The following is a 21,848-nucleotide window of genomic DNA, read 5'->3' on the forward strand; positions in this document are numbered from 1 at the left end:
TGACCAAAGAAGAATATGCATTGCGGGGGTACGATCTACCATGGCTTCCCTAAAATGTTTTTTTAATATTTTTAAGAAATGCCCCCCACTAAAAACCGGCTTTAGGAAATATCCAAATTAACTTTTTAAGGACAACAAATCTGTCCTAAATTAACAACTTCAAAAACTAATTTGGATACAAAAATGTCTTTTTCCACTGACAAGCCAGGCCGGCCAAATCCGGAAGGGTGTATATGTCCAGCCAGAAGGAGGCAAACGCCGCCAAGTCATACAAATCCACCACACAATCCGGCACCCCCGCCGGACCCGTCAAATCATATTCCCCCGTATGACTCAACAGACAAACCCCCAGCCCCGTCATCGCATAATAAACCTGCGCAACCTCCTCTATACTCAACGCATAATTATAAATCCGCACATCATCCAGATGCCCTTCAAATACCTCCCCACCCTCTATCCCCACGCCCAGCGTCAGCTGAGCCGTCGTATCCATCGGCAAACCATACGCCCCTTCCGTCCGGAATACCCCATCCACATACACCCGGGCCGAGGTGCCCGTATAAACCACACAAATATGCCGCCAGCGATTCTCCAAAGGAAGTCCGCCCTCTACTGACAGCAGCGTCCCTTCCGGCCAGGTCTCCATCTGAACATCCAGACCCGATGCTCCGCCCGACGGCCGTTTGGCCCATAGACTGAGTGTCATCGCACCCGTCCCGCCCGTCAGGTCCAGCGGCTCCGTCACCGCCCAGCCCGAATCCGCTCCGATTTCGACCGCGCCCTGCGGCTGCCCGTCCGCCCCTTCCGCAAACACCGGAACCCCAAAAGCCGATGCCGGACGTCCGGATACAGCGTCCACATACACCCCGCCCACATAGTCCGAGGCGTCCAGCGTCCAGTGCGCCAGCAGCCCCTCCACGGTCAGACGGGCCGTCTGGGTATTCTGGAAAAAGCCGGATTCATTGCCCACTCGACAGTAGTACAAACCTGCATCGGAAACGGCAACACTATGCAGGGTCAATCGTGAGGTATATGTTTGCCCGTTTGCGAACAGCTCAACAGTCGTATTCGGCAAGGCGGCCTCTACAGGTTCATCCCCCTGAAGGCCTTTTTGAAACCATTGAACGACCGGGGCGGTTTCACTTGTAAAAGTTGTCTCAAAAACAGCCGGCTGTGCTTCCCGAACCTGTACGGGGCTCGGATGAATCAAAACAACAGGAAGGCCGGTATTCAGATACGGAAGCGTCAGGTTCGTTCCGGCCGAAACATAAATATCATCCACACGAACCGGGCCGTAGCCGGTGCCTCGGCCGTACACCTTAAACGACTGAAGCGGACCAGAGGTGCTGTTTCGAAAGACAAAATCATCGGCACGCCGGTCTGCAGCGGTTGCTGCATTCTGACCGGTCGTCACATACACATCATAGGTATTGTTCAGATTGTTGATGACCAGCCAGATGTTGTACCAAATCCCCGCCGAAAAGGGATTCAGAATCGCTGTATTGACAGTGCCGTTGCGGGCGCGAAGTTCTCCGCCGACTACCACCACATAACACTCAAAATCATTCCAATCTCCTGTCGGAGCCGCCAGGCGGCTTAAGCCTACCGAGCAGTCCGGCTCCGTGCCGGCCGGTTTATACAAACGGAAAAAAAGCGTCGTTTCCGTATCGGCGGCGGGAACGGCCAATTGCCCCAGCGTGCGGTAACTGCCGTAGCTTTCCATATACCGATTGCCGCTGCTTTCCTGTCCCACAACGGGGCTGCCGCCCGTCACGACCCAGGGAGAAGGCAGAGCTCCCGTTGGATAGCTTTCAAAATTATCGAACAAGAAGGCACCGCCGGCCGGCCATCCGATAAACAGGAAAAGAATCAGCAAGCATTTTGTTCGTCTCATTCTTAACAACCTTTAATCGCAGGTTGGGTACAATGTACAAACAAGCCACTGAGAGGCCAATCCGGCCAAGTCCGGAAGGGTGTATATGTCCAGCCAGAAGGAGGCAAACGCCGCCAAGTCATACAAATCCACCACACAATCCGGCACCCCCGCCGGACCCGTCAAATCATATTCCCCCGTATGACTCAACAGACAAACCCCCAGCCCCGTCATCGCATAATAAACCTGCGCAACCTCCTCTATACTCAACGCATAATTATAAATCCGCACATCATCCAGATGCCCTTCAAATACCTCCCCACCCTCTATCCCCACGCCCAGCGTCAGCTGAGCCGTCGTATCCATCGGCAAACCATACGCCCCTTCCGTCCGGAATACCCCATCCACATACACCCGGGCCGAGGTGCCCGTATAAACCACACAAATATGCCGCCAGCGATTCTCCAAAGGAAGTCCGCCCTCTACTGACAGCAGCGTCCCTTCCGGCCAGGTCTCCATCTGAACATCCAGACCCGATGCTCCGCCCGACGGCCGTTTGGCCCATAGACTGAGTGTCATCGCACCCGTCCCGCCCGTCAGGTCCAGCGGCTCCGTCACCGCCCAGCCCGAATCCGCTCCGATTTCGACCGCGCCCTGCGGCTGCCCGTCCGCCCCTTCCGCAAACACCGGAACCCCAAAAGCCGATGCCGGACGTCCGGATACAGCGTCCACATACACCCCGCCCACATAGTCCGAGGCGTCCAGCGTCCAGTGCGCCAGCAGCCCCTCCACGGTCAGACGGGCCGGAGAGCTGGAACGCTGGACATTGCTTGCATTCGAAAGGCGGCAATAATAAAAACCGGCATCCGAAATCCGGGTCTCCGTAAAGACCAACCGAGCCGAATACTGCTGCGTCTGACTGTTGTAAAGGACTTCGGAAAGAATGCGTCCGCCGGCCGTATCCACCGGAATCTCTCCGGACGGGTCCGTTTTGTACCAGACAGCCGTCGGTTCAGTTTGGCTTTCAAAAACCGCCTCCAGCCCCGCATTGTTCGGCGCCCGCACCTGTATATCCGCGGGCTGGCTGATAAAAACCGGCGGCGGAGTTCCCGGCATAAAAAGCATATCCTGCGGGCTGCGGGCGATGGAGCTGATGCGGACTTCATCGACCAACCCTTCGAAGTTTTCCCCGGAAAAATCCCGCCCCTCGTTGCCGACGGCAAAATCAATCTGCGCCGTCGGGGACAGGTCCGCCGACATCTGAAAAGAAGCCAGCAGGTTTGCCTCCGAAGCGCCGGAATCCAGCCGGGTCCAGTAAAATTTCAGGTTGCCGGCCGTGCCTTCCTGACCATTGTAGGTCACCGCGGCGTGAAACCATTGTCCCGGGGCCCAGGCATGTTCCCCGGTGGTCGGCAAAGCCGCGGTAAAATTCTCCTGCGTGCCGGTCAGTTTGATAAACTCCAGCTGCCCGCTGAGATTGACCCGAAACTGCCAGCCCCTGGCCGGCTGTCCGCTGTCATCCTCTCCGGAAATAATCTGCATGTGGTTGGGAATCGCCCCGACGGGCCGAACGATTGCTTCGAAGGTAAAAGCCCCGTCCGGGCCGACAAAATTGCTGATTGCCACTTCATCCGCATAAGCAATCGGCTGATTGGCGGAGGTATTTGAAGACCCCTCATACGTATTCAGAGCCGTCCCGAATCCTTCATATGACGGTTCCATAACCGTCGCTCCGTAAGCCAGTGTTAAATGAATGGGATTGTTCGAAACGGCATCATTGGCATTCCCGTCAAAATGATACAGATGCAGCGTATAGACATCCGGTGTATAAGGCCCTCGAACGGCCGCTGTACAGGGTAGGGTCAATGTCAGCCCGATTGTCAGAATATTCATCAGAATATGCTTCACAGAATTTCCCCCACAGAATCAATCAGCTGCTTAATTGTTAAGCTGAAAATCCAGAACCCGCAGTTTGGTCGCCGCTCCGATTGAGGCGGGCGATTCCTGCATCATCACAGACAGAACCCCCTGTTCAAAACGGGTCTTATCGCCGAGGGCTTCATTGAGAAAATAGCCGGGCTCGACATGGATGATCTGCCAATCCGTCCACTGACTGGCCGCCGTAGCCGCCTGAATCGTCAGGTCGCCGTCAATGAAGTATATGCCGGTATCCGTCGGGTTGACCGTCCGCCGGGACTGATAAATCACAAACGCATCGCCGTTGGAGCGAATAAACAGCTTGGGGCGGCTGCCGACCTGTCCGGGCAGCTCATTGCGATGCCAGATGCCCTGGGAATCCCGCCAATAGTGGTAATAACGTCGAGCCCCCTGCGGCCCCCAGGTACTCCAGGTATATCCCTGATAGGTTTCCGGCGTGCAGTGAAACATCACCGTGTGAATCCGGCCCTGCGGGTCAACGGCCTGGGCCTGCTGGTTCATCATTCCATAATAGCGGTCCAGTGTGACGACCCGAATTCCCGGCGAATCCAGCAGGATTAACTGCTGGGTAGCGGAATTGCCGGTGGAGCGTCCGACGATTTGGAGTCCCTCATTGACCCAGGTCAGGCCAAGCAGGGTCTGAATCGGCTGCGGCCCCGTGCCGATTCGAAGCCCTCGGGCCGGTTCATTGTTATACCAGGTGAACCCCCCGTCCCTGCTGCAGGTGTACAGAATATCGTGATTGGCCCCGCCGGCCGTCTCCCGCCAGGTCCACGTCAGATGCAGCGTGCCGTCCGGTCCATAGCCAATCGGACCGTTCAGGTAAGGATTGCGAACCGTGCTGCTGCCGAGAGAATCCGTATAGGTGCCGGTCCGTCCGATGACCGTTCGAGTATTTGTCCACTGCCCGGTCGCCGCATTGTAATCCACAATTGCCCAGTCCCCGTTGCCGGAGCTGCCGATGCGGTATCCGAACTGCAGGTTGCCGTCCGGCGTCGGCCAGAACCGAGGATACGTCACTGTAGAGTAGGATTGGCCGGACTCGAGCGTGTTTCGAACCGGTCCAAACAGCGACGCACTCCAGGTCACGGAAGCCGGGTTTGTCGCGACACCGGCTTGAGACACGCGATACCGCAGAGCCGAACTGTGATGGTCGAAGGAAAGGTGAATCGTGCCGTCGTTGGGACAGATGCCCATCGAGATGGTATTGTGGGCATTCCAGGTTGTGCTGAGCGTATAATCCGTCAGCGTCAGGACCTGCCAGGGACCGTTGGGCAGCTGGCGGCGTCCCACACAAACATATCGAGAGCTGTTGTAGTACGTGATGTACTGCCAGCCGTTGAAGGTCATCAGGGCTTCCTGCTGAAAGGAAAGGCCGTTGATGGCCTGGCCGTAGGTGGCCGGGCTGCTGAGCGTCATTGCATTGGATGCGACGGTTGTGTCGCCGATTTTGGTGACACTCGGGAACGCCATACACAGCGAGGCTAACCCCCCAAAAAGAGTCCCCCAGAGCATTACATTTTTGGTACTTGTGATTGTTCGACGGTACATCAATTCACCCCCAGTTTATCGTTCTGTGTGATCGAAAGTCCGCGTTTTTTCACTTATTGGGCAGCCGCGGCAGCGGACTGGGCACACGATAGCCCCGGCTCCAGGACAGTGTCCACAAGACCTCCAGCTTCACCGTATCGGCGTGCAGGTCCCGGAAAATCAGATTGATTTGTTTGCTGTGCCGGTCGATGCAGAACCGCCGCATATTCTCACTGTTGGCAGGCAGCTGGGCGGCGGTGGAACCCTGCAGCGTATCCGGCGGCAGGTCGCTGCCGCGCGGCCAGCCGATGGTCCAGACACAGTCGGCAAACAGCGGAACCGTCGGCGAGATGTCCATCCAGCTTTTAAAGAAGTACGGCGCATACAGCGGATCATTTTCGTAATAATAATCCAGCCCGGCCCATCCGTTGATGCCGTAGCTGCCGATGGTGGAAACCCCCGTCGTGCGTGCCCATGACCAGGGCATCGTCGCCGTGCCGTACTGACCGGACGGATTGGCATACGGACCGGTCGGGTCCGCCTGATACTTATTATACGGAGCGGACGGGCACAGGAGCATATCAATCTTTTTGCCCTCCTGATACTGCTCGGCATAATAGACATTATCCGAATAGGGGGCCAGCTTGCCCATCCAGTAATCGTTGGTTTCCGAAGCATCTTTCCGAATAACAAAACGCTTGTAGTTGTGCTGCATGGCGTACAGTTCCATCGCCTTGCCGATTTGAGACAAATTGTTCCTGCAGACAATTTTTCGGCCCTGTTCCCGGGCCATCTTGAGTGCCGGCATAACAATCGATAATAACAAACCGATAATGGCAATCACAACCAGCAGCTCAATAAGAGTAAATCCGCTCTTTCTCTTAATCGTCTTGTCTGCCACAATGCGCTCCTGAAAAGCCTGAACCCCTGATTCTCTGGATTCCCGCCTTCGCGGGAATGACAATCTCACGAAAAGACTGTTTCACACGAATTACGATTTCGCGGAAATGATCCTTAGGATACTGAACTAAACGGTTTTGGCTTTCTCACAAAGGGCTGCGGACCGGGCCGTTCCCGGCCCGCAGCTGAAATTCTCTCTCTTCTTATCTCTTTCCGACAGTCTTACGAACGCTTGCGAGCCGCCAGCAGGGCGCCCAGTCCCAGCAGAGCCATCGTCGCCGGCTCCGGAACAACAACCCGCAGATTGTCCAGACTGCCGACCACACCGACTCCCCGAATATCGGCATAGAAACCTACCACCGTGCCGGCATTCGCATAAGCAGGCGTACGGGTTACCAGAACATTCCGATTTCCCTGATAGTACCAGCCCGCCTCATACTTATTTTCTTCTACACGGGCGATAAACAGGGTATCAATCGGAATATTGTTGGTCCAGTTCCCGGCCAGCGTATATTCCGTCGTCCCGTCAAAGCCGCGGGAGAACAGTTGGCCTGTGTTGCGGCGATACATGGCAATATAATCCTTGCGAACACCGGTCTGCGGCACTGTACCGCCGACATAAAGGCCGATATCCTGTGTCCCCGTTGCACCAACCACCACATCAACCTGGAGTTCATGCCCGACACCAAGGGTCAGACCGTTGCGAATGAAGGCAATCTGTTCAATCCCGTCATAGGTCGTTGTTTGAATCTGAAGCGTTCCATTCACAATCTGCCAGCTGCTGACGTTGGAAGCGCCGCCGTTGGCATCCAGGATTACCGTACTGGTATAAGCGCTTAAATCGCCGCTGAAGTCGTCAATCAGAATGGTCGTGGCCTGAGCCGCAAGGCCGAGCAGGCCGATGAGAGCAAAAACCAATGCTTTTTTCATCTTTCACATCCTCCACAAATTGGGTTCACTGAAACTTGTTCCACACTCCAAAGACATCCAACACTTCACACACACACTTCACACACAACACACTTCACACTTTTTTTGCGGTAAGCAGGGCCTCCCTCCGCAGGAGACCCTGCCGGGAAAACTCGATTGTTTACTGAAGACCGCTGGCCAGCCACTTCTGAACAAAGACCGCCAGGTCCGCCAGGTCAATGCGGCAGTACGAGGAGGCCGAATTGTCAAAGTTGAACTGGCTGCCGTCGAAATTGGGGTTCACACAGGCCGGCTTTCCGGTTACCTGTGTATAGGCGGCGGCAATCTCCTCCGGTGTCCAGGCGTAGTTGTACACCCGCAGGTCATCTATCAGACCGCCGTAGAAATTCGTCAGCACGTTCCGGTCGGCCATCGTGCGGGTCGCCCCCAACAGAACTCCCCGCTGCCAGGCCGCATACAGAGCCGGCGTGCCGAGGATGGTATCCTCCGCCACAATTCCGCCGTCGACATAAACCCGGCCGATTGTTCCGGCTTTCCAGACCACGGTAATCATATGCCACTGATTGTCCGTGAGCATATCAAATCCGGTCATCGTCGGACGACCCTGCACCGTGACAATTTCTTCCGCTTCGCCGCGAACATTGATGCGGGCATCCGCCGTCGTGCCGCTGGGCTCCAGAGTCATCGCAAATCCGGTGGTAATGCCGTCATTGTAGTTGGTCAAAAGTCCGCCGGCTTTGGAGGCCTTCACCCAGCAGGTGATGGTGCCTTCATCCAGCCCTCCGCCGATGCCGCCGGCCAATGGCCCGGCCTTCGGATAGGCCGATGTGCCGAAATCCACATATTGGCTGACGCCGTTCAGCTGGAGGGCATAGCCTCCCTGAATGCGGTCGGTCGTAAAGACCGGAACGGCCTGGCTCGGATCCGGCAGCGACAGGTCAAATGCCTGACCGTGGTTGCCTTCGCCGCTGGAGTCATTGAGGTTGTTTTCAAAGCCGTACGCCGCCACCAGCCGTCCGACCGTCAGGGAAACCACATTTGAATAAACATCGGGCTTCGGACCGCCGCCGCTTTGAGTCGCCTCGTTCCAGATGCGGCAGTAATAATGCCCCTGATTGGATACGGAAGCATTCAGAATCGACAGGGTCGGGGAATTGCCGCCGACCGGCGTATCCGAAGCGTCAATCTGGGCATCCGCCGAATAGTACCACTGATAGCTCACAGGCGATACGCTGAACACGGAAACACTGAAGGCCGGAGACAGCGACTGGCCCAGACGCACCGAGGTCGAAACCGGCTGCGTCTGGATAATCGGCTCCATGCTGATGGTCTCAAAAGTCCACGTCGGACCGACGATATTGTTCGGGTCGCCCGGCGGATACACGCCTCCCTGTCCGTTGTCCAGCCCATGTTCAATCTTCCAGACGTATTTGCCGCTGGCCTTCAGAGGCGGCGTGGGCATATAGGAAGCTGTCAGGCTGCCGCCGACCTGCTCGACCGCCGCCGTGTAATACAGATTCGGGTCTGTGGATGTGTTCTGATTCTTAGACAGATACACATAATGCTTGCGAATCAGCGGGTTGACCTGGGACATGTTGTTCGGGTTGACACCCACATTCCACGAAAGCACCAGGTCCACATCCCCGGAGGTGCCGATGGGAATCCCAACCTGGGCTGCATTATGGGCCGGATTGGGATTGTGCGGAGAAAATTCCGCCCGTACAATCCGCAGATTGTCCACGCTGCCGACCACACCGGTGCTGCGAACATCGGCATAGATGCCCACGACCGTCGCGGCATTCGGCGTTGCGGGCGTCCGGGTCACCAGGATATTGCGAACTCCGCCGGAATACCAGCCGACTTCAAAGGTATTGACGGCGACGCGGGCGATAAAGAGCTGGTCAATCGCCGGGGAAGCACCGCCCACCAGATTGTACTCCGTTGTCCCGTCAAAACCGCGGGAAAACAGCTGGCCGTTGTTGCGGCGGTACACGGCAATATAATCCCGGCGGACAAACCGCTGCGGAGTGGTACCGCCTACATACAGGCCGATATCCTGCGTGCCTGTATATTCGGGAATAACATCGACCTGAAGTTCATCACCGATTTCCAGAGCCAGACCGCTGCGGATAAACGCATGCTGCTCAATGCCGTCATAGGTGGTCGTCTGAATCTGAAGCCGTCCGTTGACAATCTGCCAGCTGCTGACGTTGGAAGCTCCGCCGTTGTTGTCCAGAATCACCGTATGCGTCCAGGCCCCCAAGCCGCCGCTGAAGTCATCAATCAAACGGGAAGGGACATACGCGGATGCCGCAGCAGCCCACAATCCTGCCAGCAAAATTCCAATACTTCGCTTCATCATACATCCTCCATACAAACAAGGTTATAATTCTTTTGCTCTATTCCTGCAGTTCAAGATACGGTTCGGCAAACAGTGTCCAGTCGCCGTTATTGGTTTTGTCGCGGCCCTGCGTCGTCGCCAGCGTCAGGAACTGGTCTTCGGGCCCGATGTCCACGGCAATCGAACAGGCCGGCTCGCCGGGTGTCATATTCTCCTGCGCAAAGCGCACCCTGCCGTCCACCAGCACATAAAAGGAGGCGGTCGGCTCCGGCGGAAAATGCGGGTACTGCTTCATAATCTCCCAGTAATCGCGATAGGTCTCCGACAATCCGCACAGGGCTGTAAACCGCCGGATATCCATCTTTGTATAGCTGCGAATCGCCTGAAGATTAAACGTCACCCCCTGATTGCTGCTCAGATAGATGGCCGGCCTGTCCGGTGTGCCGTATTCTCTGCCGTTCAGCCGCAGCTGATGACGGGGCACTTTGACCGTCAGGGCAATCTGATGCCAGGCTCCGTTGAGCACACCCAGCCAGTAGCGGCCGTTGGTCGGTTCAAAGTCAAACGTCAGCCCGTTGGAGTTGATCTGCGAGCGGCCGTTCGGAATAAAAACGCCGTCCACAAAAAGACTGGAGCGGACCGGCACATACTGTTTGGGTCCCTCCGCCGATGTAAACGTCTCCAGCAAATCAATCTTGCCCTGATAATCGATGCCGGCATTCAACCGGCCGGTTCCAAACCCGTTGCCGCCGCCGACAATATCCGCCAGATTGACGCGCTGCCCTCTCCAGACAAACTGCGTCTGGGGCTGAAGCCGGCGGACAAATCCCTCTTTCCTGAAGGCAACATCCTGCACTGTTCCGGCGGTATTGACGGCTTTGGCGGAGCCCTCCCGAACCTCCACCTGTGTCTTGGTTGTCCCGGCGGTGCCGGAAATCAGCATCGTTTTGCCGGACATCACATGCACTTCCATCCCGTCTGAATCGGTTTTGACTCCGAATTCCGTCCCCAAATCGATAATTTTGGAAAATGGCGTACTGACCGTAAATCCAATCGCTGTCTTGGGGACGGAGGCAAACAGCCGGCCGTGACGGAGCTCAATCTGGTCATCCGTCAGAACCGTAAATTGAGCCGGGCCTTCCAGCACCACCCGGCTGCCGTTGTCAAACCGAATGACGGCAATGCCCTCCCGCAGCCACACAGGGTCCATCTGGGTGTTCAGCCGCATTCCCTCCCGGATGCCCCGTTCCGGCGAATCCCAGCGGGCGTTCATCGTCTCTATGATTGTGGCGACCTCTCTGCCTCTTCCGGCCGGGGACAAAAACGCATAAGCAATCAAAAACACCAGCGCCGCCGCGGACAGCAGCAAAGCGTACAGGGAAAACTTGCTGACCGCCGTCGGCGCAGAGGATGCCGGCCTTCGTTCCGGTTCCGGCAAAACGGGGGCCGGTCTTGCCACCTCCACCGCCTCGGCCTGCTGCTCGAAGGCCGACAGAGCCAGCCACAGCGACGTTTCCAGAACCGGCGAAACTGTCTGCTCCGGCAAATCCACAATCGCAATATCGCCCGGCTGCGTCAGGGCGGAATACTGCATCATATATTCGACATAGTACTCCCGTGCCTCCGGGTCTTCCCGAAGCCATCGGGCCAGACGCTCTTTCTGCTCCGGAGTACTGACCCCTTCGAGCATCAGCACAATCAGTTCACTGAGCTGATATTCCGCAGCAATATCTTTCTTCATCGGAAACCCCACTGATGAATCGTCTGGTTGACGCAGCGGTGGAGCACAGTATGAATGCGGGCCAGCGCTTTATAAAGTCCCTGCACCGGCCGTTCAATCCGTTCGGCCAGCTCGGTAATCTTCAGCCCCTGCTCATAGCGAATCTCAATCAGCTTTTTGTCCCGCTTGTCCAGTTTCTTCAGGCACTCCTGCAGGGCGCTGATGCGAACCTTCATCTCGTCCATTTTCTGATGATAACAGTCCGAAATCTGCGTCAGGAGTGATTCATCAAACAGTTCTTCATCCCGGCTTTTGGATTTGAAATAATTCAGAATCTTAAACCGGGCGATTTTAATCCCCCAGGCCCCGAAGTTGGTGCCGCGTTCGAACTCATCAAACCGTTCCCACATCAGGGTCATCGTTTCCTGCATAATATCGTCTGCATCAGGACAGTTGCGGACCATCGAAAGAATATAGGCATAAATCACCTTCTGGCTGTTCATCAGCAGCTTGAAAAATTCATCACTTCGAGATTGTTCTCGCCTTTCGAGGTCCATAAAGTCCCTTCAGAATGGTCAGACCCCACCGATTCCCTAAATTATTTCTTCATTTTAAAAAACTGGAGGGTCGAATTTGAAAAAAACTCGCTAGATAGGCTGTCCAAGGTCCGATAAACGCAAAAAGGGCTATAAAAATGGGTCTATTGACCTAAAAAACAAGGTTAGTCCGGAAAAGTACCGAGCCGGAATGAAACTTTTTTTGAACAGCTGCTAAAGAAAAACCCTGAAAAATTACAAACAGAAAGGATTAGCTGGGTCGCTGCAGTCCAACCATTGACGCACAAAGAGAGCTAAATCGTCCAGATTAATTACTCCATCTAACGTCAGGTCGGCCGGACGGGTCGGCTGCGGGATAACCTGATACGGTTGTCCTTGTGCCAGGAAAAGCAGTTGTGCCTCCGTGAGGGCTGTATCATAAATTCGGACTTCGTCGATATTGCCTATCCAGTTTCGTGTGGAGGTTGCATTCACGCGGCTGCCTATATAAACCGGGTCGCTGGAGGTATTCACCGGCCCTGCCGAAGATTCGGCTTCCAGCCGGCCGTCAATATACAATTGAATCCGGCTGCCGGTATAGACCCCCGCAATATGATGCCATTGCCCGTCCAGAACCGGCGTCGTTCCGTTGGCCTGATACTCTCCGCCGCCGGCCTGATTGAAATGAAATGAAACGGAATTGGTTTCATTATTGCGAATCAGCCGCCAGGCATTGACTCCCTTGGTCACCACAGAGGCCCATGGGTCGGTCATTCCGCTGCTTTTGACCCAGGCACAGACCGTCGCCCCCGCTGACAAATGAAGTCCCGCACTGTTCTGGCAATTCAAATAGCTGGTTCCGGCGGCCCCATTAAAATACACCGACTGCCCCGCCCGTCCGGCGTCAAAAACCGGGCTGCCTCCTGAAACGGCATTGTACCCGTTTCCTGTCACATCCTGAAATGTTCCTTCCATCGGCCAGTAAGCAATCAGCCCGCTGGTCCCCGGGTCCGTCGGCTGGATGGTCTGGCGGTAATCCTCCATCCATTGACGAGCCATTTCCTGCAAATCATACAAATCCACTCGGCAGTCAGGCTGCCCCTGCGGACCGTCAAAATCGCAAGAATAGCCGCAGTTGACGGAGCGCCAAAAGGCACAATCGGGCGACAGGTTTGTATAGAACTTGACTTCATAAAAACTCGTCCAGGTCGGATACGGGCCGGTGTTGCCGTATCCGTTGATTCGGATATAGCGGGCTGTCGTGTCCGGAATATCAAACTCCTCCAGGCCGCGCGTGGTTCCGCTGCTCTGAGCCGATGAAATCAGCGGAATCCATGTGCTCTGGTCATCCGAGGCCTCCACGCCGAACGTATAGCGCCGCTGCTCGCCCAGATAAAAAGCAATGGCAATCTTCTCAACGCTCTGCGGCGAGCCGAAATCAAACAGAATCCAGGGATAATTATTGCCCGCCCAACGGGTAGTCAGATTGCCGTCCACAGCATTCTGCGGCGGATTGGCCGTTTCATAATGGCTGGCCGAAACCGCCGCCACTGCCAGTGTATTGTCAATCTCAAACCGCCAAATGCAGGAATCTTCATATTCCTGACCGCCGGAGACCCCCACCGCCCGGATTTCATTCTCCCCGACTTTCAGATGAATCGTTTCCTCCCACAGGAAAATATGGTCGCTGCTCGTGCGGGAGCCGTACGAGCGGCCGTTGACGAACAGCTCCACCGACTCACAGTTGGAATAGACCTTGACATATTTCGGGCAGGTGGTGCGAGGCGTAAAGCGTCTTCCGGTGATATAGACCATCGGCTCCGTCGTCCAGTTGGCCTTGTACCAGTAAAAGGCATCCTTCTTCAGCGTCCGGTCGCGGGTCACCATCCCTTTGTCATTCAGGCCGGGCTGGCCGCCTTCATTGCGGCTGTCCACGGCAAAATCAAACCCGTTCCAAATGGTCTTGCACCACAGAAACGGCCGTTCTTTCATCGCCTTCCAATAGATTTCGTGAAACGTGCATTGATACTCCTCCGGATGCCACGGACCGCCGGGAGAAGGCCAGGCGGCGTATTCCTCATGCTGATAGGGATTGGCGCCGGCCCCATATTCCATAATCCCGATTTTGTCGCCTGAGCGGCTGGAATGGATGCTGTCCGCCCAAACAGCAATATAAGAAGCAGGCGTGCCGCCGTACCAGCCGAAATACCGGTTGTAGCCCAGTGTATCCGCGATATACGACCAGGCCGCCGTATCCGATGTGTTGTTGTGAGCCACGGAGGTCAGGCGGGTCGGGTCTTCCGCTCTGGCCAGATTGTGCAGCTGCTGGATAATACTCTCTGAACCGCTGGTTGTCAGTTCGTTATAAAGCAGCCAGAAACACACCGATGGATGATTGTAGTTCTGACGAATCAGCTCCCGCAGCTGGTCTTTACAATTTTCAATAAATGCCGTTGTAAAAACCACGCTGTCCACAATCGGAATTTCCGTTGAAAGAATGATTCCGAACTCATCGGCCAGCTCATAGACCTTTTTGGCGTGCTGGTAGTGGCTGAGCCGAATCCAGCTGCATCCCATCTCCGCCATCAGCTGCATATCCTCCAGCCGGTCTTCATCGCTGATGGCCCGTCCTTTGTTTGTACGGTCTTCGTGAATGGCGACACCGTGCAGGTCCAGATACTCTCCGTTCAAAAAGAACCCTTCATCGGCATCCACCCGAAAGAAGCGGAATCCGAGCGGCTGGCGGACGGCATCCGCAATCACCCCATCCGCTTCAATCTCCGTCAGGACGGAATACAAATACGGGTCTTTTCGCCCATTCCACAGACGGGGCTGGAGGATTTGGGTATTCATTACGACCGTCTGCGTGGTTCCCGCCGGAATCGTCTGGAGCGACTGAAGCGTAACGACAGGATTCTGCTCGGCATCATAAATCTTTGCCCGCACCGTTACCGTTCGGGCGGCAGCGGCGGCATTCCGGACCAGCACCTTCACCTGCAAATCCGCCGAAGCGGCGCTGACATTGGTCGGAGTCAGATAAACCCCCGGCGAGGCATAATCCAAAAGCGTGATATGAACCGGCTCCGTAACCACCAGCCGCACCGGCCGGCAGATTCCGCCGTACTGATTAAAATCGCCCGACAGCGGGGCAATCTGGATGGAACTCGAATTGTCCGCCCGTACGGCAATCACATTCTCCGCACCGAAAATCACCTGATTGGTGATGTCAAAGCAAAAAGCCGCATACGCCCCCAGATGCGTCCCGACCAGCGTGCCGTTGCAATAGACATCGGCCTTTTTGCCCACCGATTCGAAATACAGATACACCCGCCTGCCGGAATAGTCGGCGGGAATCGTCAGGCGTTTGCGGTACCAGGCCGGACCGCGGTAATAATTGCTGCCGCCGTCCTGCCCGTCGAGGGCATTATAGGTATGCGGAACCGTCACAACAGACCAGCCGGAATCGTCAAAACCCGGCTCGGCCGCTCCGGCGGCATCGGCTCGGTAAAAACGCCAGGAGTCATTGATTGGGATGTCAAGCCGGTCCGCCCAACTCTGTTGAACCAGACCGCCGGCCAACACCACAGCCCAGACCTGTACCCATTTTCTCACAGGAGATTTTCCTTTCCGGGGCTTTACTGGACAGAGGGCGGATAAAGCCCTTCCGACAGCCAGTAATCCATGATTCCGACGATATCGTTTAAATCCACCACACAGTCCCAATTCAAATCCATCTCTTCCGGATACGGATTCATACAGCGGGCCGTCTGCTGAAACAAAGCCAGGATTTCCGCATCGGTCAGGGCATAATCATAGATTCGGATTTCGTCCATCATTCCCTGATAATACGCATCTGCGGACCAGTTGCTCCGGCCGATGTAGTTTTTCGTCCGCCGTACTCCCCAGGGCCAGGTGGTCGTACCGGTCTGAATAACTTGCCCGTTCTTGTAAATCTTCGCAGCACCGGAGGGATTCACGGTTGCGGCAAAAAACTGCCAGCGGTTTAATTCGATGGCGTTGGAAGCCGTGACCGTACCGTCGGAGGTATCCCTGCCGTAGACCTTAAACATCAGGTTATTGCTGGTTCCAACCCGGGCGAAGATAATATTGTTGGCCGCCTCCCCGTTGCCCAGGTCAATAAAGCGGGCATAGTTTTTAACGGCGGTCGGCCTGGCCCACAGGGCCACGGTAAACCCATTGTCAAACTCATCAAATCCGGCCGGCAGCTCGATGTAATCATCCACCCCGTCGAACTTCAGAGCCGTCCCCAGATTGCCGTTGACACGTCCGCTGTCAAAAGTAAAACCGCCCCTGAGAGTCCCGTGCATTCCCTTGCCGCTGGAGTCAAAGGCCGTGGTTCCGCTCCCTTCATCCAGCGTCCAGCGTCCAATCATCTCTTTGACGGTATCCTGAATGCGCTGCCAGACCCGCACCCAGTCAATCTTCATCTGAACCAGCGAACTGGTCGGTGCCGGCCAGGTAGCCGGATTGGGATTGGCCCAGACCTGGCCGCTCCAGTCCCCGCCGACATAGTAATCCAGAATCAGATACATGCTGCCGAAATTGTTGGAGGGCTCAAAATCATTCAGACTGCGGACAAAACTGTTGTTGAAGTAATACGCCACATACCACGGACGCCAGTCCAGCGCATAAATATTATATCCGGAAGACAGGTCGCTGCTCCTCCAATGCGTGCCCATGCTCGACTGGTTTGACCCCCAGTGTATATTGGAAATATAGCGGTACCGCTGATTGTTGTCGCCTTCCACATCATCCAGCGGAAACTCGGCGATATCAATCTCCGGCGGCCAGCCGTCCGAGAGCATCCAGAAATTGGCCCAGGAGCCCCGGGCACCGGGCATTTTAATCCGCGCCTCCACATATCCGTATTTGAAACGGAACTTGCTGTAGCCGGTGGAAATTGCCCCTGACGTAAACGAATAGCCCTGATACGATTCCGCCTTGGCCGTTATCGTCAGCACTCCGTCGGCCACTGTGATATTCTCATCCCGGTTGTAGGCAAGCCCCTTAAAGGTCCGCCCCCACGGGTGCTGGCTGATCCATTTGGAACGGTCCAGGGCGATTCCGTCAAACTCATCATTGAAAACCAGTTTCCAGCTGTATCCCGGTCCGGGCGGCGGGTCTGCTGGAACAGACAAAGAAAGCATCCCCAGCCAGAAAGACAGCCCCAAAAGAACCTTCCTCATAACCACCCCATCAAAAAAAATAGTTATGGCCAATAGCTGCTGCGCAGCCAGCCCAGTACAAACGCCGCCAAATCCTCCATATCAATCAGCCCGTTCAGCACCAAATCCGCCGGACGGGGTTCCGGAATAATCCGCAAAGGGCCCAGCCCCGCCAAAAAGCGGATATGCTCTTCGGTCAGGGGAATCGTATAAAGGCGAACTTCATCAATCCATCCGGTCCAGTTTCGCTCAAAAGGGCGGTCCACTCGTCCTCCAATCCAGACCGGGTCCGCCGTCCCATTCACAGGATTCGGGGTCGGACAAAATGCCTCCAGAATCCCGTCCACATACAACGCAATTCGGCTGCCGTCATAGACCGCCGCCAGATGATGCCATTGATTATCGAGGATAGGAGTTGTTCCGTTGGCCTGATATTCTCCGCCGCCGGCGATATTAAAATGGAAGGAAACGGCTCCGCTGACATTGTTGCGAATCAGCCGCCAGGAATTGATGCCTTTGGTGACAACGGAAGCCCACGGGAAACTCAGCCCTCCGCTCCGGACCCAGGCGCTGATGCTGCCGCCCTGCTGGAAGGTAATCGACCCGCTGTTCTGACAGGCCAGATAGGAAGAGCCGTTGAAATAGACGGACTGTCCGCTTTTGCCGGCATCAAAGACCGGAGTCCCCCCCGCAACGGCATCAAAGCCGTGCTCGGTCACATCCTGAAAGCTTCCCTCCATCGGCCAGTAGGCCAGCAGATTGGCTGTACCGGGGTTGATCGGCGTGACCGTGACGGCATAATCCTCCATCCAGTCGGCCGCCAGCAGGGCCAAATCCTCCAAATCCACCTCACAGTTGCCCGTGAAATCCTCCGCCGCTCCGATGCATTGAAGCGGCATCAGACGGAGATTGTCGAACCGGACAGTTCCCTGCCCGCCGGCAGAGGAAGCAGACGGATTGCCGATACCGACAGTCAGTTTCACAATCTGCGTACGGTCAATCCCATCAAAGCCGGACAATGGAAAGCCGAGCTCCATCCACATCGCCGTCCGGACAGCATTTGGCTCCGAAAGGGTCTGAACAGCCGTACGCCCTTGTGCATCCTCAAGCCGAACATAAACCAAATCCGGGGCATTATCGGCCTTTCCCCGCATCAGAAGCGACAGATACGCCGAACCGTTCAGGGTAAAGTCTTTGGGGGCGGCAAAAGCCCTTTGAATCTCGGAACGATACGGCGTCCGGTCGTTGCGGTAGGTCAGCTGCAGAAATTTATCCCCAAAAGTTCCCAAAGCAATTTCGGAAGCCGTGCCGTTGGCCGAGCCGTCCTGCCAGACGGCCTTGAGCTGAGCATCCGTCTGATAGGTCTCGAACAAATCAATCGTCGTCGGGTCTTTCTGAAGAACATATTTCTGAATCTCACTGCCGGCCAGCAGGTAAGCCCCAACCCCGAACACATCCGTCGTGGTCGCTGTGGTCGCCGTGGGCCCCACTCCGACCGGCTGCACCCAGCCCAGCAGCCCGTTAGGCTGCACGGCTGTCTTCAGGGCTTCCCAGCCGGCCTGAACGGCAGGCCAATACGTCTGCTCATCCAGAAAACCGTTGTTGATCCCCCAGGCGATTCCATAGGTAAAGAAGCCCGTTCCGCTGCTTTCCGGATTGTTATAGCGTTCCGGGCTGAGCAGGTCCGAATGCCAGAAACCGCTGGGCTGCTGAAGCGTAATCAGCTTGGCCGACATCTCCTGCAGCAGGGTGATATACCGGGAGCGCAGAGGGTCATTCAGCGGCAGATACTGAAGCGTTCGGGCGATGCCGGCCAGCACCCAGCCGTTGCCTCGCGACCAGAAAACCTTTTTGTCATTATAGCGAACCGGAATGAACGTAATATCCCGGAAAAACAGCCGCTCCTCGGCATCATACAGACACGCCTGTGTTTCCCCCCACATCATATGCATTAAATCCGCATAGGAGGGGTTGTTCAGAATCCGCCCGAGCCGCACAAAGGCCGGAGGGGCCATAAACAGGGCATCGCACCACCACCAGACGCTGCTGCCGGAAGCGACATTGCAGTAAAAATGCCGCGGGTCATTGACCATGATATCCGCCACATACTTAAAATGCGCATACCGCACCGGGTCGGGCTCATCCAGCAGATACAGCTCCAGATACGTCTGAGCACAGGCGTGATTGTCCGCATGGCGGGAATCGGAAGCCATTCGCCAGTTGTACTGCTGAGCCCACTGACGGCTCTTGTCCAGATACTTTTCATCTTTTGTGGCCTCATAGCAGGCCATCATTCCGGCAAACAGCGCACCGCGTTCCCAGCTGACGGAACTGTTCCAGGTGCTCTGGGTCAGCTGCCAGTCGGCGACTTTTTTCATCCACTGGATATATGAATTGGACAATTGGGAGGCGGGCCGAACCTGGGGACCTTCGGCATAGACGGCTGACAAGGCGAAAAGCGTAAAGAAAACTCTGCAGAACAATTTCATCTTCCAGAATACCCCCGAAGCAAAAAGCATGACAGGAAAGAACCGGAGTCCTTCTGCTCAAGACGGACTCCGGTTCATCATCTACGATATCACTCCTGCAACCGACGGTTAGGGATACAGCCCTTCGGCCAGCCAGCTGCGTGCAAAGGCGGCAAAGTCCGCCAAATCAATCCGGCAGTACGATGTGCCGGTGTTGTCAAAGTTGTATGCACTGCCTTCAAAGGAAGGATTGATGCAGGGCTTGATGCCGGTGGCGTTGTAGTACTCGGCGGCAATCGATTCGGCATCCACCACATAGTTGTACACCCGCAGATTGTCCACAGCACCCGCCAGGAAGTTCAGCAGGTTGTCGCGGTTGGACGAATCCCGGCTGGCGCCCAGCAAGACGCCGCGCTGCCACGGCAGGAAACGAGCGGATGTGCCGGCTGCGGCAGAAGCTACCTGCTGACCGTCCACATAAATCCGCAGCGTGCCGCCCTGCGACCAGGTGGCCCCGACCAGATGCCACTGACCGTTGTACATCTCGAATTCCGGACGGTTCGGACGCCCTTCGGCCGTCGCAATTTCCTGATATTCGCCCGCCGGACCTTCACCGCGGACGTTCAGTCGAGCATTTGGCGCTGTGTTCAGAGACAGACCGAATCCGGTGGTCGCTCCGTCATTGTAGTTCAGCAGAATCGTCCCCGCCGCAGAGGGCTTTACCCAGCAGAGAATCGTGCCTTCGTCCAGACCGCCTCCAACACCGTTGGTCAGCGGGCCGGCCTTCGGATAGGCATTCACGCCGAAATCCACATACTGTCCGGCGCCGTCCAGCACCACATAGGAACCGTCAATTCCGTCCACATTGCTGAACGTCGGCAGCAGGCTCGGATTGTTGAAGTTCATCCCGACACCGTGGTTGTTTTCCACCGCATCATTGAAGTTGTTCTCAAAGCGATACTCCGCCACCTTCCGTCCGACCTTCAGCCAGACTACATTGCTGTACACATCCGGATTGGTGCCGCCGCCGGAAACCGTCGCATTGTTCCAAATCCGCACGTAGTAGTAGCCCTGATTGGCTACAGAGGCATTGGCAATGGTTAAATTCGGCGAATCGGTTCCGACCATGGTATCTCCGCCGATCTGGTCATCCTCGGAATAATACCACTGGTAATGTTCCGGCGTCGTGGACACAACATTGACGGAGAAGGCCGGAGAAGCGGTGGCTCCGAGCATGACCGTCTTATTGCTCGGCTGAGTCAGAATGACCGGCACACTCGGCACCGTTTCAAAAGTCCATGTGTACCCGATAATGTTATTCGGGTCGCCGGGGGCATACACTCCGCCCTGTCCGTTATCCAGGGCTTCTTCGACTCTCCAGAGATACCGCCCGCCGGAACTGAGTTTCGGATTGGGAACAAACTGAACATCCGTTACATAAGGGCTGGTCTGGTCCACGCTGCCGGCATAATACAGATTGGGGTCATCCGGATAAACGGTCTGGTCCTTGGAAATATACACATAATGCTTCTTAATGGCCGGATTGACCGGATAGGTGCCGGTCAAATCGACACCGGCCTTCCACGTGAGCACCAAATCCACCTGGCCGATGCCGCTGGGCACCCCAACCAGCGTCGCCCCATCCGCCGGAGTCGGGAAATGGGCCCGCTGTCTGGCAACCGGCGGAACAATAAGTGACTCGCCAGGCATAATCGCAATATCATCCACAAAAACCTTCAGCGCTGCATTGTTGCTCTGGGCTCTCCAGTAAAGCCGGTCGAGGGCCTCTGTGGTTGCCACACGGAAAGCAAAGGATGTTTGGGTCCCGACCGAAAGAATATCAGCGGCTGTTGCATCCGCAATATCTTCTTTCAAATACACTTTCACGGTATCGGTCGCATTGTTGATTACCATCCAAACACAATACCATTTATTGGGGGTAATCGGTCTTAAATCTCTCCAGGTGCCGCCGTCACGAACCCCCAGATTGCCCCCTGTCCATCGAATTTGAGGACGGAAATATCCCCAATCCGAGCCGCCTGTCGGCGGTTCATCCACATTCGTCATTCCAAACGACTGGTCCGTCGTTCCGTTCGTTCGAAAACGCAAAAACAGAGTTTTCGTCTCTCCCTCAGGAATAGAGGCCTCGGATGAAAGGATACAGTAAGCAGCCGACTGCTGAGTGGGGGCTTGCGAAATACTCATCACTTTATTGTCGGGATTGGCAGGGTCCAGCTCGATGATGGTATCGTTATCGGTCGTATTGCCTTTCCAGTTCGTTGTGACATTATCCACAGGCCCCAACTGATAACTTTCAAAATCATCTACTGTTACGGCCTTGCCCAGGCCCATAACCGCAAAGAAAGATAAAACAAGGACAAACTTCTTCATTTCGTTCTCCTTTCCAGATTAAAGATATATTTTGT

Annotated in this window: 12 protein-coding genes; all 12 read right to left on the reverse strand. The window is 55.7% G+C overall.

Annotated features, from left to right (window positions below; translation table 11 throughout):
* Positions 1–166 precede the first annotated feature (166 nt).
* The 12 genes from WHS88_03485 to WHS88_03540 all read right to left on the reverse strand — a co-directional run bounded on the left by WHS88_03485 (position 167) and on the right by WHS88_03540 (position 21,813).
* A complete protein-coding gene (locus WHS88_03485) occupies positions 167–1,894 on the reverse strand; it encodes a LamG-like jellyroll fold domain-containing protein (protein ID MEJ5259233.1) in 1,728 nt (575 codons plus the stop codon).
* A gap of 12 nt (positions 1,895–1,906) precedes the next feature.
* Positions 1,907–3,781, reverse strand: coding sequence for a LamG-like jellyroll fold domain-containing protein (locus WHS88_03490; GenBank protein ID MEJ5259234.1), 1,875 nt, complete (start codon positions 3,779–3,781; stop codon positions 1,907–1,909).
* A gap of 30 nt (positions 3,782–3,811) precedes the next feature.
* The gene (locus WHS88_03495; protein ID MEJ5259235.1) at positions 3,812–5,284 is read right to left on the reverse strand and encodes a BNR repeat-containing protein; all 1,473 of its coding nucleotides are present in this window, start codon (positions 5,282–5,284) and stop codon (positions 3,812–3,814) included.
* A gap of 127 nt (positions 5,285–5,411) precedes the next feature.
* Entirely contained in the window at positions 5,412–6,242 is an 831-nt protein-coding gene (locus WHS88_03500; protein ID MEJ5259236.1) for a type II secretion system protein, read from the reverse strand.
* A gap of 221 nt (positions 6,243–6,463) precedes the next feature.
* Complete coding sequence (locus WHS88_03505; protein ID MEJ5259237.1) at positions 6,464–7,171, reverse strand: PEP-CTERM sorting domain-containing protein; 708 nt, start codon at positions 7,169–7,171, stop codon at positions 6,464–6,466.
* Positions 7,172–7,331: 160 nt separating this feature from the next.
* Positions 7,332–9,533, reverse strand: coding sequence for a LamG-like jellyroll fold domain-containing protein (locus tag WHS88_03510; GenBank protein ID MEJ5259238.1), 2,202 nt, complete (start codon positions 9,531–9,533; stop codon positions 7,332–7,334).
* Between the two features lie 37 nt (positions 9,534–9,570).
* Positions 9,571–11,253: a FecR domain-containing protein gene (locus WHS88_03515; protein MEJ5259239.1), complete on the reverse strand. Its 1,683-nt coding sequence runs from the start codon at positions 11,251–11,253 to the stop codon at positions 9,571–9,573.
* On the reverse strand, positions 11,250–11,789 hold the full coding sequence (locus WHS88_03520) for a sigma-70 family RNA polymerase sigma factor (GenBank protein ID MEJ5259240.1): 540 nt from the start codon (positions 11,787–11,789) through the stop codon (positions 11,250–11,252). The genes WHS88_03515 and WHS88_03520 overlap by 4 nt, the downstream gene beginning before the upstream one ends.
* 234 nt (positions 11,790–12,023) lie before the next feature.
* A complete protein-coding gene (locus WHS88_03525) occupies positions 12,024–15,380 on the reverse strand; it encodes a glycoside hydrolase family 2 TIM barrel-domain containing protein (GenBank protein MEJ5259241.1) in 3,357 nt (1,118 codons plus the stop codon).
* A gap of 23 nt (positions 15,381–15,403) precedes the next feature.
* Complete coding sequence (locus WHS88_03530; GenBank protein ID MEJ5259242.1) at positions 15,404–16,975, reverse strand: LamG-like jellyroll fold domain-containing protein; 1,572 nt, start codon at positions 16,973–16,975, stop codon at positions 15,404–15,406.
* A 23-nt stretch (positions 16,976–16,998) separates the two neighbouring features.
* Positions 16,999–19,443 carry a glycoside hydrolase family 88 protein gene (locus WHS88_03535; GenBank protein MEJ5259243.1) on the reverse strand — a complete coding sequence of 815 codons (2,445 nt, stop codon included), beginning with the start codon at positions 19,441–19,443 and terminating at the stop codon, positions 16,999–17,001.
* A gap of 108 nt (positions 19,444–19,551) precedes the next feature.
* Entirely contained in the window at positions 19,552–21,813 is a 2,262-nt protein-coding gene (locus WHS88_03540; GenBank protein ID MEJ5259244.1) for a LamG-like jellyroll fold domain-containing protein, read from the reverse strand.
* Positions 21,814–21,848: the final 35 nt, after the last annotated feature.

Source organism: Anaerohalosphaeraceae bacterium, from assembly GCA_037479115.1.
Lineage (GTDB): Bacteria > Planctomycetota > Phycisphaerae > Sedimentisphaerales > Anaerohalosphaeraceae > JAHDQI01.